The following is a 15818-nucleotide window of genomic DNA, read 5'->3' as shown; positions in this document are numbered from 1 at the left end:
GACTATGATTGACTTTCGTTTCGTTGCAGCGCACGTTGACGCAGCAGTTTTTGTTGGATGTGCAAAGCTGCACGAATGAGTAAATCCCTGTCGTCTTCCTGCAGTCTGGTGTACTGCAGTGTGATGTCAAACTTATCTTCATTGGCCTGACAATCACTGACACTGGCATAGCAATACACGGCTGCAGGAGGATTATCAAGAAACAGTTTAAGACGAACCTGACAACCAATCTCAAGCGGCCGCTCTGCCAGATAAGTCAGCTGGCTGGCCCCGAAAGTTTGCGTGGTATGACGCAGGGTTGGATCATCTTGTTGTGAAAGCACAAATGAGAGCAGCAGATTTATCTTATTGTTCTGCGCCGCCAGATAATCCAGCAGTGGCCGGTTCATTGTCTTTTTATCCTGCTGCAGCATTTTTTCTGCACTGCCTTCCAGTTCGCTACATTCACTGGCAACACGAAACAGAGGGGGAATTTCCCGCAGAAATTCGGCGTCATCGGGCAGCACAGCATGTTCCCCTAAAGGTTCAACATTAATGGTAAGCCCTGCATGGACTGAAAAGTACTCGTCCTGATTCATGTCACACTCGTGATTTGTTAACTATTCTTCGATTATCACTTAGCATCGCCTAACGGGCAAGTTAGAGGTCTCAACAGGTTGATTTTTAGCCACTCTTTTTGCATGAGATTGACCAAGTTGCATGGTAATCACAGCCAGCAGCAGGTATGCTTTCGACCACTGTTAACAGGATGGTTCCAGACTGAATGATGTTTCATCCATTGCCTATTTTTATTGGGCTGCGCTATCTGAAAGGCCGTTCGGGTGACCGTTTCAGCCGCTTTGTCTCTGCAATGTCTACCGCAGGTATCACCATAGGTGTGCTTGCGCTGGTTATTGTCATTTCTGTGATGAACGGTTTTGAGCAGCAGCTCAAAGACCGCATTCTGGGTGTGTTGCCGCAGGCACTGATTACTCAGGATGGCCCTTTTACCCAGCCTGATGCGCCGCCTGCTGCGCTGTCTGCCTTACCTCAGGTCAACCGGGCGGTGCCGTTAACCCGTGCTGAGGCCGTGTTGCAAAGTGCAGGTGCGCTGGCGGCCGGAGCCATGCTGGGCATAGAGCCTGAAGGCTATGAACCGCTGGCTGCGCATATGGTGCAAGGGCAGGTTGCTGATCTGACACCGGGCAGTTACCGGGTCATTCTCGGTAACGGCATGGCGCAGCAACTCGGAGTTAAAGTCGGGGATAAAGTCCGCCTGATGGTGACCAGCGTCAGCGTCTATACCCCTCTGGGGCGTATTCCCAGTCAGCGCAATTTTATTGTGTCTGGCATCTATTTCACCGGTTCTGATGTCGATAAATCGCTGGTGTTAACCAACATCGCAGATGCAGGACGTCTGTTACGCTACAAACCCGACGCGTTCACCGGCTGGCGTTTATTTCTGGATGATCCGTTTAGTGTCACAGAACTTGCTCAGTCTGATCTGCCCGATGGCTTCAGTTGGTCGGACTGGCGGGATCAGCGCGGTGAGCTGTTTCAGGCGGTGAAAATGGAAAAGAACATGATGGGGCTGATGCTGGGTCTGGTGGTTGGCGTCGCGGCTTTTAACATCATTTCGGCCCTGATCATGGTGGTGATGGAAAAGCAGGCCGAAGTCGCTATTTTGAAAACACAGGGAATGACCAGTCAGCAGGTATTGCTGACCTTTATTGTGCAGGGAGCCAGCAGTGGTGTGATAGGTGCTGTGGCTGGTGGCATACTTGGCACTCTGCTGGCGTTGAATATTAATGGTATTTTGTCGCTGCTGGGCGTTGATCTGGCGAGCTTAGGCGGTTCGTTACCTGTCGATGTGAAGCCATTTCAGGTTGCCATCGTGATTATCGGGGCGATTTGTCTGAGTTTACTGGCGACCCTTTTCCCTTCTTATCGGGCGGCGGCTGTCCGTCCTGCTGAGGCCTTGCGTTATGAGTGATTCGTTATTGGTATGCCAGCATCTGAGTAAGGTGTACCGTGAAGCCCAATTGGAAACCCAGGTACTGAATGATATCAGCCTGCAAATAGAAGCCGGGGAACTGGTGGCGATTGTGGGATCATCGGGATCGGGCAAAAGCACTTTGCTGCATTTGCTGGGGGCGCTGGATGCGCCGACGGCAGGTGATGTGTACTTCAAAGGCCAGAAACTCAATGGCATGAGTGCCAATAAACAGGCCAGAGTACGCAATCAGGACATAGGTTTTGTCTATCAGTTTCACCATTTACTGTCTGATTTCTCAGCGGAAGAAAATGTCGCTATGCCCTTAATGATTGGCGGTGTATCCGCCGCGGCAGCCAAAGAACAGGCCAGACAGATTCTGGCTCAGGTGGGGCTGAGCCACAGAACCAGCCACAGGCCATCAGAACTCAGTGGCGGCGAGCGTCAGCGGGTCGCCATTGCCCGGGCACTGGTGAATAAGCCGGCCCTGGTACTGGCGGATGAGCCGACAGGCAACCTGGATCACAAAACCGCGCTGGAAATTTACGATCTGATGCGCAAGCTGAATCAGGAATCCGGCACCGCTTTTTTGGTTGTAACGCATGATAATGAACTGGCTGGCAAGCTTGATCGTTGCCTGCATATGCAGGATGGTCAGTTGGCGGCCTTAGAGGTGGCCTGATGCGACCACTGTCTCTTTTTATCGGCAGCCGCTTTAGCCGGGCCCGGCAGCGGAACCGACTGGTTTCTTTTATCTCAATCTCCTCCATTCTCGGGATCGCAGTGGGCGTGGCGGTTATTGTGATTGGCCTGTCGGCAATGAATGGCTTTGAGCGTGAGTTGCAAAACCGGGTACTGGCGGTGATCCCCCACGGTGAACTGGAAGCAGTGAAACCACCATTTACGGATTGGCAACCTGTTCTGGAAACCGTTGAAAAGCACCCCAGAGTCAAAGCGGCGGCGCCTTATGTGCAATTTACCGCCTTGCTTGAAAAAGGCACGCAGCTTAAAGCGGTTGAAGTCAGAGGGGTCGATCCTGTTCAGGAAACCCGGGTCAGCGCCTTGCCTGGCTATGTTAAAGACGGTGCGTGGCGAGATTTTCAGGCGGGTCAGAAATACATTATTCTTGGTCAGGGAGTCGCGGATCTGCTCGGGATACAGGTGGGTGACTGGATCTCTGCGATGTTGCCAAACCGTGATAGCGGAAATCAGCTCAAAGCCCCTAAGCGCATTCGTCTGCAGGTTGCCGGCGTGCTGGCGCTGGGCGGTCAGATTGACCATAACTTTGCTTTAGTACCTCTGCAAGATGCCCAGGATTACCTTGCCATGGGTGACGGGGTTTCAGGTATTTCGCTCAATGTGGACAAGGTGCTTGATGCCACAAATATAGTGAAAGAAGTCGGATATACCTTACCTGTGTATGTCTACTTAAAAAGCTGGACCCAGAAGTATGGCTATCTTTATCGTGATATCCAACTGGTGCGTACTATTATGTATCTGGTGATGGTACTGGTGATTGGGGTCGCCTGCTTTAATATTGTTTCAACACTGATGATGGCGGTGAAAGACAGAGCGGCAGATATCGCTATTTTGCGAACCATGGGCGCAAGTGATCGTCTGGTTAAAATGATCTTTGTCTGGCATGGCTTACTGTCTGGCCTGATTGGCAGCCTGCTCGGAGCTGTTCTCGGGGCCTCGGTTGCACTGAACCTGACTTCGATAGCACGTTTTGTGGAAAAACTGATTGGTCATCCGTTTTTATCAGGGGATATTTACTTTGTGGATTTTCTGCCTACAGAGCTGAGATGGCATGATGTGCTGATCGTGATGGTGACAGCCATTGTGCTGAGCCTGCTGGCAACCTGGTATCCGGCTCGCAGGGCGAGTGCACTCCAGCCAGCGCAGGTATTAAGTGCAAAATAAATGTCGGTAAATTGGCGCTTATATTGGCGTAGCTCTGTGAATCAGGCCGAAAAAGTATTGATGCCAATGACGCAAAGTGGGTAATCGATAATACCTGGCTTCCAAACAGACAGTGTTTTTCTGCACCCCGTCAAAATACGTTATAAAAAAACCTCGCATTGGCGAGGTTTTTTTATGGTTAATCTTAGGTGCTTATTTCTGGAGTGATTGTCACCGGAAGCGGCGGCGGTTCCAGCTGCGGACAACAGAATAACGCCAGAATCCACGAATACCGAAGTAACCAATCAATGCGCAAATCGTCCCGCAGACTAAACAGCCCAGCAGAAACGGCGGGCCAATCTGGCTCATCTGCTGCTCAAGGAAGGCCCAGGACAGTTCGAAATGGAAAGGCTGATAGGGCACGTTCATCAGCCATGCTCCGAGCTTGTATGCCGCGTAGAACATGACCGGCATAGTGATTGGATTGGTAATCCACACCAGAGAAATGGAGAGCGGCAGATTGACGCCAAACAGGATGGCTAACCCTGCAGCCATGATCATCTGGCTGGGTAAGGGGACGTATGCCATAAACAGTCCCACCGCGAATGCACCAGAGGCAGACCGGCGGTTCAGACACCACAGGTTAGGGTTATGCAGCACAGTACCAAAAACTTTCAAAGCCTTGTGGTTTTTAATCATCTCTGGGCTGGGCAAGAAACGTTTTATCAGTTGTCTTGGCATCGTCTGTCGTTATTTTTAATGGCTGTTAGCGTCAGGTTGTCATGATGTTTCAGATGACAGCCGGTTTATCCATTGGCGTTTTGTCACTTCACTACTGGCAATCCTTACCAGACTACAAATGGTTTATTACAGCCATGATTATAGGTGGAGCGATATTTTTCTGTTTGCGTATCAACTTGTTTCTTGCGATCGCAATAGGTGGGCTCTGGGCTTGGGTAACTGCTGTTGACTATAGCAAGGCAGTCAATAGCCTTCCTCATGAGCGCGGGAATATTACCATAGTTGGCGAAGTTCGCAGCCTAATTAATCATAATATTCTTGATAAGCGATTCATTTTTGTTGCAGAGAGTGTGAAGGAACGCGATCTTCTGCGAAAAGATGCGATCCGTTTATTGCTTGACTGGCCGGCGGTGATGGATCTGAAACAAGGGCAACGGTATCAATTGGATATCAGGGTTCGTCGCCCCAACGGACGGGCAAATGCCGCAGGATTTGATGCCGAACGTTACGCGGTGGGGAGCGGTATCCATGGTACAGGGACTGTCATTGCCGGTACCTTGTTGTCGCAAAATGGCACTATGAGTTTGCGTCAGCGCTGGTTTGATCGCGCGGTGCAGCAAACAGACGGTTTCACCTACCGGGCCTATCTGTTAGCGCTCGGTTTTGGCGAGAGAGACGGTTTAGATCAGGATGACTGGTCGATACTTCGCGACAGCGGACTGGCTCACCTCATGGCGATATCCGGCCTGCATATCGGACTGGTTGTGGTGATTGGATGGGGTATCGGAAGCCGGGTACGGGGTGCCTTGCCTGAGTCCGGGTATTGGCTCTGGTTACCCTTCTGGCTGGCATTATTGCTGGCGTATGGCTATGCCTGGCTGGCCGGATTCAGTATTCCCACTCAGCGCGCTTTACTGACATCGGTCTTGTGTCTGATGATGATTCGTTGCGGTGTAGTGTGGAGCGGACTGCAATTGTGGTCTGTGATACTGGCCAGTTGTCTGATACTCAATCCGCTGGCGTCTTACTCGGCCGGATTGTGGTTGTCATTTGGTGCTGTGCTGGTTTTGTATCTGGCCAATACTGGCGGTATCCGGCGACGAAAGCAGGCTGAGCAGGTCCGAGTACCATGGCGCGAGACAGTCCGTGTTTATGTGCTGCTGCAACTGGCGCTGCTGGGGTTAATGCTGCCGTTGCAGTGGGTCTGGTTTGGCGGGATCTCGCTGGCAGCGCCGCTGATTAATTTACTCGCGGTGCCCTGGGTCAGTCTGGTGACTGTACCTTGTGTCTTGCTGGCCGTGGTCACTATCACTGTGCCCGGTCTCTCAGGTGTGTTCTGGCAGTTAGCCGACTGGTCTCTGCATCCGGTTATCGCTCTGGCAAGTCTGGCGGAAGGTGCCTGGTGGCCACTGTCTGAAAGTCTGTTTATCGTCCTGCTGGCCATGGTGACGGGTATTGTGCTGTGCTGGCTTCTGCCCTGGCGACGCTTTTTGTCTCTGCAAGTGAGTCTGGTACTGGCGCTGTGGGGAGTCAGTGACTGGAGCAAGTCCCAAACGCTTAATCCTGACAGCTGGCAGGTCGATATGCTGGATGTCGGACATGGGCTGGCAATACTGATTCAGCGACAGGGCAGAGCTGTGCTTTACGATACCGGAAATAGCTGGCCGGGCGGGAGCATGGCTCTCTCGGTTATTGAGCCGGTATTGAGACGACAGGGCATTCGTCATCTGGACGGTCTTATTCTTAGCCATGCAGATGCCGATCATGCTGGCGGGACTTCAGATGTGACAGCACGTCTGAATCCGGCCTGGCTGCGCAGCAGTGACAAGCGCGAGGGCTTTGCACCTTGTGTACGCGGACGTTTATGGCGCTGGCAGGGATTGACCTTCAAGGTGCTCTGGCCGCCGAAAAGGGTAACAAAAGCCGCCAATCCGCATTCCTGTGTGATACAGGTGAGTGACCAGTGGCTAAACCCGGAATCGGACACATCGCTGTTGTTAACCGGTGACATTGATGCCATTTCGGAATTGCTGCTCGCCAGGCTGGAGCCGGATCTGAAAGCGGATATATTGCTGGTGCCTCATCACGGCAGTAACTCATCATCCACTCAGACCTGGTTAGATTCGTTGCAGGCGACATACGCCTTAGTCTCTGCTGGTAAATACAGCCCCTGGGCTTTACCGGCTGAGCAGGTAAAGCATCGTTACCTGATGCAGGGTTTGCATTGGCTGGAGACGGCCGAAGACGGCCAGGTCAGCATGCGTATTGAACAGGGCGAAGTGGTGGTCACACGCTATCGCAAAGACAGCCAGCGACACTGGTATCAACCGCTTTTCAGGCCGTGATTGAGTCTCTCAAATTGGGCTCGAACGGATAAAAAAGCATCGCTTTTCAGGATTTAAGAAGCACGAGAGCCTTGTAACTTACTTGGTGCATGACTCGTTAACGAGTAGAATAACCGCCACTAACAGATAACAATCGGTTTTACATGATACAAGCTAACGATCAATCCACCTGGGATACGTTCAAACGACTCTGGCCGTCAATCAGCTTATATAAGGCGGGTTTGATTGCTGCCGTTATCGCGCTGATCATTAATGCAGCCAGTGATGCATTGATGTTATCAATGATCAAACCTCTGATGGATGAAAGCTTTGGCGGTCTGAACAGTGTGGACTCCAATTTTCTGGCCAAGATGCCTTTTTATCTTCTGGGGTTGATGCTGGTTCGTGGCTTGAGTGGCTTTGTTTCCACTTACTGTCTGTCCTGGGTCTCCGGCAATGTTGTGATGAATATGCGCCGGCAGGTGTTTAACCACTTCATGACGATGCCGGTCAGTTTTTTTGACAAAGAATCATCCGGCGCACTCTTATCCCGAATTACCTATGACACTGAGCAGGTTGCCTCCGCAACCAGTGGTGCGCTGGTCAGCCTGGTTCGTGAAGGCGCGACCATTATTGCGCTGATGGGGATGATGTTCTGGAACAGCTGGCAACTGTCTGCCATTTTGCTGGTGATTGCCCCAGTGGTGGCTGTCAGTATTCGTGTGGTCTCAAAGCGTTTCCGCCTCATTTCTAAAAATATGCAGGACACCATGGGTTCTGTGACCTCATCGGCCGAGCAGATGCTGAAAGGGCACAAAGTGGTATTGAGCTATGGCGGCCAGCAGGTTGAGAAAAACCGTTTCGAGCAAGTCAGCAACCGCATGCGTCAGCAGACCATGAAGCTGGTGTCGGCTCAGGCCATTGCCAACCCTGTTATTCAGCTTATTGCGTCAATGGCGCTGGTTGCTGTGCTGATCCTGGCCAATACCGAAAGTCTGCGCAGTGAACTGACTCCCGGTACTTTTGCCCTGATCTTTGGTGCCATGTTCGGCATGATGCGGCCACTGAAAGCGCTGACCAATGTCACCTCTCAGTTCCAGCGTGGCATGGCGGCGTGCCAGACGCTTTTCGGCATCCTGGAGCTGGAAACCGAAAAAGATCACGGTACTTACGAAACGCAGCGCGTGAAAGGGGATGTGGCCTTTAATGACGTCACTTTCACTTATCCGACAAAAGATACTCCCGCACTGCGCAATGTCAGTTTTGACTTACCGGCGGGTAAAACACTGGCTCTGGTTGGCCGTTCAGGTTCGGGTAAAAGTACGATTGCTAATCTGCTAACCCGTTTCTATGACATAGATTCTGGCCTGATTAGCATAGATGGGCGTGACATCCATGATTATAAACTGGCAAACCTGCGCGATCAGGTGGCGATTGTGTCGCAAAACGTGCACCTGTTTAACGACACCATTGCCAACAATATCGCCTATGCCAGTGATGATAAATACAGCCGGAAAGATATAGAGAAAGCCGCTGAACTTGCTTACGCCATGGATTTTATCCAAGGTATGGATCAGGGACTGGACACGGTTATCGGCGAAAACGGGGTCAGTTTATCCGGTGGTCAGCGTCAGCGTATCGCCATTGCCCGTGCCCTGCTGCGTGATGCGCCAGTGCTGATACTGGATGAAGCCACATCGGCGCTGGACACAGAATCTGAGCGCGCCATTCAGGCAGCATTGGATGAGTTGCAGAAAGACAAAACTGTGCTGGTGATTGCTCACCGTTTGTCGACCATTGAAAATGCCGATGAAATTCTGGTGGTGGACGAAGGCGAAATCATTGAACGCGGTGTCCATGCCGCGCTGCTGGAAAAAGACGGTGCCTATGCGCAGCTGCACCGAATTCAGTTTGGCGAATAAGCAGAGCGGGTCATTGATGGCAAGTCTGATCGAAAAAATCTGGTTTGAGCGCCACCCGGGAGGGTGGGCGCTGGCACCTGTCTTCTGGCCATTAAGCAAGCTATTTGGCTGGATTAGTCGCCGGCGCCGACTCAGCTACCAATCCGGTAAAAAAGTGGCATACCGTGCCCGCGTTCCAGTGGTCGTCGTCGGCAATATTACCGCAGGCGGAAACGGTAAAACGCCGGTCGTGATCTGGTTGGTGGAACAACTTCAGGCGCAGGGTTTGACAGTAGGCGTGGTATCCCGGGGGTATGGCGGCAAATCGGATCATTACCCGCTGCGCCTGAGCGAGAGCACAACAACGGCTGAAGCAGGTGATGAGCCGGTGTTAATTGCCCGTCGCACCTGTGCCCCTGTTGTAGTTGCACCAAACAGGGCGGAAGCGGTGAAAGTGCTGGAAAAGGACGTCGATGTCATTATCACCGATGACGGCCTTCAGCACTACGCGCTCGACAGAGACATTGAAATTGTCGTCATCGATGGTAAACGCCGTTTCGGCAATGCGCAGTTGATCCCTATGGGGCCGCTGCGTGAGAGCTGCGACAGACTGAACGAGGTCGACTTTTTGATTTGCAATGGCGGCGATGCCCGGCGTAACGAAATTGCCATGCACCTTGAGCCAGGCGAGCTGGTGAATTTAATGACGGGTGAACGCCGTGCACCAGACAGCCTGCAAAAGGTCGTGGCCATCGCCGGAATCGGTCATCCGCCACGCTTTTTTGCCACATTAAATGCGCTGGGAGTGTCCCCGGTTCATTGTCAGGCTTTCTCGGATCATCAGGCTTTTGAGGCCAGTGAACTGGAAGCGCTGGCAGAGCAAGGCGAACACCTGGTGATGACTGAAAAAGATGCGGTGAAGTGTCAGGCATTTGCCCGGCAAAATTGGTGGTATCTGCCTGTTGATGCCAAACTTTCAGAGCCTCAGTCAATCGAATTACTGAACAAAATTATAGAAGTGAAGGAAGAATATGGATCACCGTCTGCTTGAGATCGTTGCTTGTCCGGTATGCAAAGGCAAACTGCACTTTGATAAAGACAATAATGAACTGATTTGTAAATTTGATCGCCTGGCTTATCCGATAAATGACGGCATTCCAGTTCTGCTGGAGCCGGAAGCGCGCACTTTGAGTGCCGATGAGGTGATGTAATGGCATTCACTGTCATTATTCCGGCCCGTTATCAATCCTCCCGATTACCCGGCAAGCCGCTGGCCGATATCGCCGGGAAACCGATGATTCAGTGGGTGTACGAACAAGCGAGTAAAGCCGGTGCCAGACAGGTCATTGTCGCGACGGATGATCAGCGCATCGCAGAAGTGGTGACAAGCTTTGGCGGCGAGGCGTGTCTCACGCGGGCGGATCATGAATCCGGCACTGAGCGCCTGGCGGAAGTGGTCGAGAAATACCAACTGGCTGCTGACGAGATAGTGGTGAATGTTCAGGGCGATGAGCCGATGATCCCGCCAAGCATCATTCGTCAGGTGGCGGACAATCTGGCCCGCAGTGACGCGCCTATGGCGACCCTGGCAGTTGAGATTGACCATGCTGATGAAGTGTTTAACCCGAATGCCGTCAAAGTGGTGATGGATAAAAACGGTTACGCGCTGTATTTCAGCCGTGCCTCCATTCCGTGGGACCGTGATAACTTTGCCAAGCGCCCGCAGGAGATCCATCAGAACCTGCTGCGTCATATCGGAATCTATGCCTACCGGGCTGGTTTCATCAATACCTACATCAACTGGGAACCCAGTGCACTTGAGAAAATTGAGTCGCTCGAGCAGCTGCGCGTGCTGTGGCACGGCGAAAAAATTCACGTCGATGTCGCCATTGATCCGCCGCCGGCTGGAGTAGACACCCCGGAAGATCTGGAAAAAGTCCGTTTGCTGATTAAGTAAGATTGATCTGGCGAAATAAAAACAGCCGGCCATTAGGCCGGCTGTTTTTTTCATTCACCATTCTGATTCCTCTCCCCCGCATTTAATGGTTCTGGTCGCATCAGTGATATCTTTCGCAGACTTTTTCTTTCAATTAGTTATAAAATCAGTTGCTTAAGAGGGGCTGGTTGAACGCTCGTGTGTTCCGGGTGGGTCCTATCTCTGAATCTTCTTCACTGTTAATGACTGGTTGATAATGCAAAAGATTTCACGAAGAGGTCTACTGAAAAGTGCTGTGATTGCTGGTGTGGCGGGCACCACAGGCGCATGGTGGCTCCATGATACCCAAACGCCGGAGGCGGCTTTGGATGAGATGTTCAATGATGCTTTAACCGATTTACCGGCTGCATCTATCGGCGCGGTTCTGATCAAAAATGGTCAGATGGTGTGGGGCAGAGGGTTTGGCTACCAGAACCTGGAAAACAGAGTGCCAGCAACGCTGGACAGTATTTGGCCGACACTGGGATCTGTCTCTAAGCTGGTGACCTGGATAGCGCTGATGCAGCTGGTGGAGCAGAATCAGGTCCGGCTGGATGATGATGTCAGTGACTACCTGGGGTTCACATTGCGCAATCCGCATTTTCCGGATACACCGATTACTCCTTATCACTTGCTGACTCACAGTTCGTCGCTGTCGACCCGGAAAATGACATCGGCACCTGACAGCATGGCCGATTTTTTCTGCAAGCAGGACTCGGTTGATTTGAAAACCTGGGTGACGACTTATTTATCGCCGCAGGGCGCCCAACACGATCCGGCCTTGGCGTTTGATCCTTATCAGCCTGGAGATTTTTCGCAATTAACACCAGACCCCATTGGGGTGATTGCAGGTTATTCGAGCCTGAATACCATGGTCGCAGCCTGTTTGATTGAGCAGGTGAGCCGCCTCTCATTTGAAGACTATACCCAGCAGCATATTTTTTCGCCCTTAGGTTTGAAGGATATCGGTTGGCAAAAGGCTGAATTGGATCAGCAAAAAATCATCACGCCTTATGAGGCCAAAAACAGCCCAAGAGCCCCAATCATGGCAGTATTTACCCAGCAGATGAAGGACAGAGGCTATTTGGACCGGACGGCTGTTACAGCGGATGATCATAAAACCTATTTTGCCTTTAATGATTGTCAGTATTTTTCACCGTTGAATGCTGCGGCGTTATTAGGATCTTCCACCAACGCATTTGTCACCCTGATGTGTGCCTGTTTGCCCCAGGATAAAACGACGCCTGCTCTGCTTAAAAGAGAAACGCTGAATAGCATGTGGCAGGTTCAGCGCCATGATCCGCGTACGGGGAGTACGCTTGGGCTGGGCTGGTTTCAATTCAAATCTCCCCGTTACGGGGCATTTTGGGGCCATGATGGCGGTGGGCCGGGCATTCTATCTCGCGTCATGGTTGATCCGGAGACAGGGGATGGTTTGGTGTTGTTGATTAATAATTTTTTTGTTGATTTCAGAAAGCGCGCCGCGCTGATTGATCAGATGATGAAAACGCTGGAAAGGTTTTGAAAAATGGGCATGACGTAAACATGTGATAACCCTGAATGCAAACAGCCCGGTCAGGACCGGGCTATTTGTGTATCCGTATTGCTAGCGGATCAGGCGTTAGCCCGCTCACCACTGATTTCTTCATCGCTGTCGAAAATGCTGTTGTCTGCTTGTCCCAATACCCGGGATGTCACTGTACCGGCAGTCATCGAACCGCTGACATTCACCGCAGTACGGCCCATATCAATCAATGGCTCAATGGAAATCAGCAGCCCAGCCAGTGCCACAGGCATATCCAGCGCAGACAGAACGATAATGGCGGCAAACGTTGCCCCGCCACCCACGCCGGCAATACCGAATGAGCTGATAGTAACGATTGCAATCAAGGTCATAATGAAGCCCGGATCCAGCGGGTCAATGCCAAGGGTCGGGGCAATCATCACCGCCAGCATGGCCGGGTACAGACCGGCACAGCCGTTCTGGCCCATGGTGGCACCGAAAGAGGCAGAGAAGTTAGAAACGGCTTCACCGTTACCCAGTTTTTTCACCTGAGTCTCAATGTTCAGTGGCAGGGTGCCTGCGCTGGAACGTGAGGTGAAGGCGAAAGTCAGCACCGGCAGGATTTTTTTCAGGAAACGCACAGGGTTCACACCGACACCAGCTACCAGAATCAGGTGCATTACCAGAATCAGCCCCAGGCCGACGTAGGAAGCCACCACGAAGTTGAGCAGATTCAGAATATCGCTGTAGTTTGAACCGGCAACGACTTTGGTCATCAGTGCCAGTACGCCATACGGTGTCAGAGCCAGCACCATGCGCACCAGAGTTCGGACCACTTCCTGTGCTACATTGACAAAGGTTTCCAGGCTCTTGCCCAGTTCTGGCTGAGTGCGGATAACGGTCAGGCTGGCGACACCAATGAACGCGGAGAAGATCACCACTGCAATGGTTGAGGTTGGACGGCTGCCTGCCAAATCGGCAAACGGATTACCCGGGAAGAAAGAAATAATCATGTCAGCCAGAGACAGGGTCTCTACCGAGGCCAGACGGGTCTGCAGTGCTTCACCACGGGCAATTTCACGCGCGCCCTGAACAATGCCTTCAGCGCTCAGACCAAACATGTTGCTGACCAGAATACCTATCAGTGCAGATACGGCTGTGGTTGCCAGCAGGATACCAATGCTCAGGCCTGAAATTTTGCCCAGTGAACCGGCATTCTTCACTTTGACGATAGCGGCGATAATCGACACCATGATCAAAGGCATCACAATCATTTTTAACAGGCTGACATAGCCGGAACCGACAATACCGACATACTTGAGCGTGGTTGCAATGGCTTCATGCCCGGCACCGTAAAAAAACTGCAGCGCCGCACCAAAAATGACACCCAGTCCCAGACCTGTAAATACACGCTTGGACAGGGTTTGATCACTGTTTTGTTGTTTCACCAGAAAGGCAATCAGCAGCGCAAATACCGCCAGGTTCACGATTAGAAACATACTTCTCTCTATTCATAAGGTATCCAGCCTGCATAACATGTTGCGCAGAGCTGTCAAAAAATGTTTTCAGCATCATAGGGATTAAGCGGAGTTTAAGGAATGTTTCCTAATTACTTTAACTATTCAAAAATCGAACATGTTAAAACCAAATGGAATATTGGTTAAGCTGTAACCTATTGGAGGGGAATAATTGTGCAGTGACAGCCAGCAATGAGCTGGCTGTTGTATTGAATCGTTTCAGGCGGCGGTGTTGTTGGCGACAGGCTGCACGACATTGACGGGCGCGGCGCTGTCGGCCATGTCACGCAATTTCTGCCACCATTTCCCCAGCGTTTCATGCCAGAATCGCTCTGTTTGTTCCAGATACTGGGCTTTAGGTGCGTATTTCAGCCAGGGCTGGTGGATTTCATCACTGGCGAGATAATTTGTCGGGGCAGGAATCGGGCTCAGGCCAGCCTGACTGAATTCGGTGATGGCACGCGGCATATGGCTGGCTGAAGTCACAAGAACCAAGTTGCGCTTGCCGACCACAGAAGCGGCCTGAAAGGCTTCTTCCCAGGTATCTTTTGCGGTTTCCAGCAAAAGTATATCCAGTTTATTCACCCCTAATGCGATGGCCACTTTTGCCATCATTCTGGCCTGACTGATTTCAGTGCCTCCGTCATAGCCTGACAGGATGATTTTGGAACCGGGTGACAGATTATGGATACGTATGGCTTCAGCAAGGCGCATCAGCGAGGCGCGTGACAGCTCAGAGGTGATAGGCAGATCTTTGTCGACTACATGGCTGTTACCTAGCACCATAATGTAATCCACCGGCTGTCCGGAAGGAATATAGCCTTTATACTGACGTTCTAACGGGGTCAGCAGGCTACTGGAGACAGGCTGAAAGGCAACCAGGAAAATACCCAATAAGGAGACGGCCAGCATGTACCCGGCCAATTTATGGCGACGGGTAAACCAGAGTATCATCAACCCTGTGATGCCCACGATCAGCAGCAAAGGAAGGGGCATCAAAAAAGCTGACAAGATTTTTTTCAGTTCAAACATATCAGGTCGTCCGAAATTTCAGCAATTGAGCTTGAATACGCGCTCCAAGTCTTTATTACTCTAAAGCTTGTGACACAATAAGCATCTGACTAGGCCACTATCATAACGAAAACTGACGTGATCAGAGATCGAAATTTTGATGATTTAGCCCAAAAGTTCTCAGAAAACATCTACGGTACAGCAAAAGGGCTGATCCGTCAGACTGTCGTATGGCAAGATTTGGAGCAGATTTTACATACCCTTGACGCGACATCAGCAGAGCCGGGCGCATTATTGCATGTGCTGGATGCTGGCGGCGGAATGGGACAGTTATCGCAATTGATTGCGAAACGTGGTCATACCATCACTTTATGTGATCTTTCTGGAGAAATGCTGAAACTGGCAGGTGTGGAAATTGCCAAAAATGGCCTGCTTGAGCAATATCGACTCATACATTGTCCGGTGCAGCAGGTTGATCAATACCTGGATGAGCCGGTCGATTTGATTTTGTTCCATGCGGTAATGGAATGGCTGAGCGATCCGCGTGCCGCACTCGAACACCTGATGAAGCAGCTGAAACCTGGCGGGATAGTGTCCGTCATGTTTTATAACCATAATGGCTTGCTGTTTAAGAACCTTATTTGCGGTAATCTAACCCACGTAGAACAAGGGATGCCACACCGCAAACGATTCAAGCTTCAGCCCCAGTCGGCACAGACACCGGAAGAGGTGTATGCATGGCTCACGGAAGGCGGTTTTACCATTTTGGGTAAAACCGGTGTACGGACTTTTCATGATTACATGCGTACCGACAGGGTGGGTGACTACAGTCTTGAACAATTACTGGCGATGGAGCAGCGTCTCTGCCGTCAGGAACCGTATTTATCTTTAGGGCGGTATATCCATGTATACGCTCAGAAACCGTTGCAGTAAGAAACATAAAGCCGGTTGCAAGTAATAAATCTAACAAA

Annotated in this window: 14 protein-coding genes; 10 read left to right on the top strand and 4 right to left on the bottom strand. The window is 51.3% G+C overall.

Annotated features, from left to right (window positions below; genetic code table 11):
* Window positions 1-2: 2 nt before the first annotated feature.
* A complete protein-coding gene (locus tag L6J37_RS16985) occupies window positions 3-578 on the bottom strand; it encodes a PilZ domain-containing protein (protein WP_237796007.1) in 576 nt (191 codons plus the stop codon).
* Window positions 579-766: 188 nt separating this feature from the next.
* On the opposite strand from L6J37_RS16985, the gene lolC reads away from it, so the two are divergent.
* From lolC to lolE, 3 genes are read left to right on the top strand one after another with little or no spacing between them, the layout of a single operon-like run.
* Window positions 767-1972: a lipoprotein-releasing ABC transporter permease subunit LolC gene (gene lolC / locus L6J37_RS16980; RefSeq protein ID WP_218383316.1), complete on the top strand. Its 1206-nt coding sequence runs from the start codon at window positions 767-769 to the stop codon at window positions 1970-1972.
* Complete coding sequence (gene lolD / locus L6J37_RS16975; protein WP_237796005.1) at window positions 1965-2654, top strand: lipoprotein-releasing ABC transporter ATP-binding protein LolD; 690 nt, start codon at window positions 1965-1967, stop codon at window positions 2652-2654. The genes lolC and lolD overlap by 8 nt, the downstream gene beginning before the upstream one ends.
* Entirely contained in the window at window positions 2651-3895 is a 1245-nt protein-coding gene (gene lolE / locus L6J37_RS16970) for a lipoprotein-releasing ABC transporter permease subunit LolE (protein WP_192017536.1), read from the top strand. The genes lolD and lolE overlap by 4 nt, the downstream gene beginning before the upstream one ends.
* A gap of 210 nt (window positions 3896-4105) precedes the next feature.
* Here the strand turns inward: lolE and L6J37_RS16965 are convergent, their stop codons facing one another.
* Window positions 4106-4615 carry a DUF2062 domain-containing protein gene (locus L6J37_RS16965; RefSeq protein ID WP_192017518.1) on the bottom strand — a complete coding sequence of 170 codons (510 nt, stop codon included), beginning with the start codon at window positions 4613-4615 and terminating at the stop codon, window positions 4106-4108.
* Between the two features lie 41 nt (window positions 4616-4656).
* Here L6J37_RS16965 and L6J37_RS16960 point away from each other — a divergent pair, with 41 nt between their 5' ends.
* The 6 genes from L6J37_RS16960 (at window position 4657) to L6J37_RS16935 (ending at window position 12340) form a co-directional block, all read left to right on the top strand.
* A complete protein-coding gene (locus L6J37_RS16960; protein ID WP_330873347.1) occupies window positions 4657-6960 on the top strand; it encodes a DNA internalization-related competence protein ComEC/Rec2 in 2304 nt (767 codons plus the stop codon).
* A gap of 143 nt (window positions 6961-7103) precedes the next feature.
* Complete coding sequence (msbA, locus tag L6J37_RS16955; protein ID WP_192017517.1) at window positions 7104-8861, top strand: lipid A ABC transporter ATP-binding protein/permease MsbA; 1758 nt, start codon at window positions 7104-7106, stop codon at window positions 8859-8861.
* 16 nt (window positions 8862-8877) lie between these two features.
* Window positions 8878-9891 carry a tetraacyldisaccharide 4'-kinase gene (gene lpxK, locus L6J37_RS16950; RefSeq protein WP_192017516.1) on the top strand — a complete coding sequence of 338 codons (1014 nt, stop codon included), beginning with the start codon at window positions 8878-8880 and terminating at the stop codon, window positions 9889-9891.
* Window positions 9872-10051 (top strand): Trm112 family protein, encoded by a 180-nt coding sequence (locus tag L6J37_RS16945; protein WP_027253299.1) that lies wholly within the window; start codon window positions 9872-9874, stop codon window positions 10049-10051. Before lpxK ends, L6J37_RS16945 begins: the two co-directional genes overlap by 20 nt.
* On the top strand, window positions 10051-10797 hold the full coding sequence (gene kdsB / locus L6J37_RS16940) for a 3-deoxy-manno-octulosonate cytidylyltransferase (RefSeq protein ID WP_237796004.1): 747 nt from the start codon (window positions 10051-10053) through the stop codon (window positions 10795-10797). The genes L6J37_RS16945 and kdsB overlap by 1 nt, the downstream gene beginning before the upstream one ends.
* 235 nt (window positions 10798-11032) lie before the next feature.
* Window positions 11033-12340 carry a serine hydrolase domain-containing protein gene (locus L6J37_RS16935; protein ID WP_237796003.1) on the top strand — a complete coding sequence of 436 codons (1308 nt, stop codon included), beginning with the start codon at window positions 11033-11035 and terminating at the stop codon, window positions 12338-12340.
* 89 nt (window positions 12341-12429) lie between these two features.
* On the opposite strand, the gene L6J37_RS16930 is transcribed toward L6J37_RS16935, so the two are convergent.
* Together L6J37_RS16930 and elyC are read right to left on the bottom strand one after the other, a co-directional pair.
* Entirely contained in the window at window positions 12430-13818 is a 1389-nt protein-coding gene (locus L6J37_RS16930; protein ID WP_237796002.1) for an L-cystine transporter, read from the bottom strand.
* 237 nt (window positions 13819-14055) lie between these two features.
* Window positions 14056-14868: an envelope biogenesis factor ElyC gene (gene elyC, locus L6J37_RS16925; protein WP_192017512.1), complete on the bottom strand. Its 813-nt coding sequence runs from the start codon at window positions 14866-14868 to the stop codon at window positions 14056-14058.
* A gap of 117 nt (window positions 14869-14985) precedes the next feature.
* Here elyC and cmoM point away from each other — a divergent pair, with 117 nt between their 5' ends.
* Window positions 14986-15780, top strand: coding sequence for a tRNA uridine 5-oxyacetic acid(34) methyltransferase CmoM (gene cmoM, locus L6J37_RS16920; protein ID WP_192017511.1), 795 nt, complete (start codon window positions 14986-14988; stop codon window positions 15778-15780).
* Window positions 15781-15818: the final 38 nt, after the last annotated feature.

Origin of the sequence: Photobacterium sp. WH77, from assembly GCF_022014395.1 — a bacterium.
Lineage (GTDB): Bacteria > Pseudomonadota > Gammaproteobacteria > Enterobacterales > Vibrionaceae > Photobacterium > Photobacterium arenosum.
This window is presented reverse-complemented; position numbering and strand designations above follow the sequence as displayed.

Excerpts from the sequence above, each read along its gene's own strand:
- L6J37_RS16965 (WP_192017518.1), bottom strand. The coding sequence starts at position 4,615 with ATGCCAAGACAACTGATAAAACGTTTCTTGCCCAGCCCAGAGATGATT.
- L6J37_RS16945 (WP_027253299.1), top strand. The coding sequence starts at position 9,872 with ATGGATCACCGTCTGCTTGAGATCGTTGCTTGTCCGGTATGCAAAGGC.
- L6J37_RS16960 (WP_330873347.1), top strand. The coding sequence starts at position 4,657 with ATGATGTTTCAGATGACAGCCGGTTTATCCATTGGCGTTTTGTCACTT.
- msbA (WP_192017517.1), top strand. The coding sequence starts at position 7,104 with ATGATACAAGCTAACGATCAATCCACCTGGGATACGTTCAAACGACTC.
- elyC (WP_192017512.1), bottom strand. The coding sequence starts at position 14,868 with ATGTTTGAACTGAAAAAAATCTTGTCAGCTTTTTTGATGCCCCTTCCT.
- L6J37_RS16985 (WP_237796007.1), bottom strand. The coding sequence starts at position 578 with ATGAATCAGGACGAGTACTTTTCAGTCCATGCAGGGCTTACCATTAAT.
- L6J37_RS16930 (WP_237796002.1), bottom strand. The coding sequence starts at position 13,818 with ATGTTTCTAATCGTGAACCTGGCGGTATTTGCGCTGCTGATTGCCTTT.
- kdsB (WP_237796004.1), top strand. The coding sequence starts at position 10,051 with ATGGCATTCACTGTCATTATTCCGGCCCGTTATCAATCCTCCCGATTA.
- L6J37_RS16935 (WP_237796003.1), top strand. The coding sequence starts at position 11,033 with ATGCAAAAGATTTCACGAAGAGGTCTACTGAAAAGTGCTGTGATTGCT.
- lolC (WP_218383316.1), top strand. The coding sequence starts at position 767 with ATGTTTCATCCATTGCCTATTTTTATTGGGCTGCGCTATCTGAAAGGC.
- lpxK (WP_192017516.1), top strand. The coding sequence starts at position 8,878 with ATGGCAAGTCTGATCGAAAAAATCTGGTTTGAGCGCCACCCGGGAGGG.
- lolD (WP_237796005.1), top strand. The coding sequence starts at position 1,965 with ATGAGTGATTCGTTATTGGTATGCCAGCATCTGAGTAAGGTGTACCGT.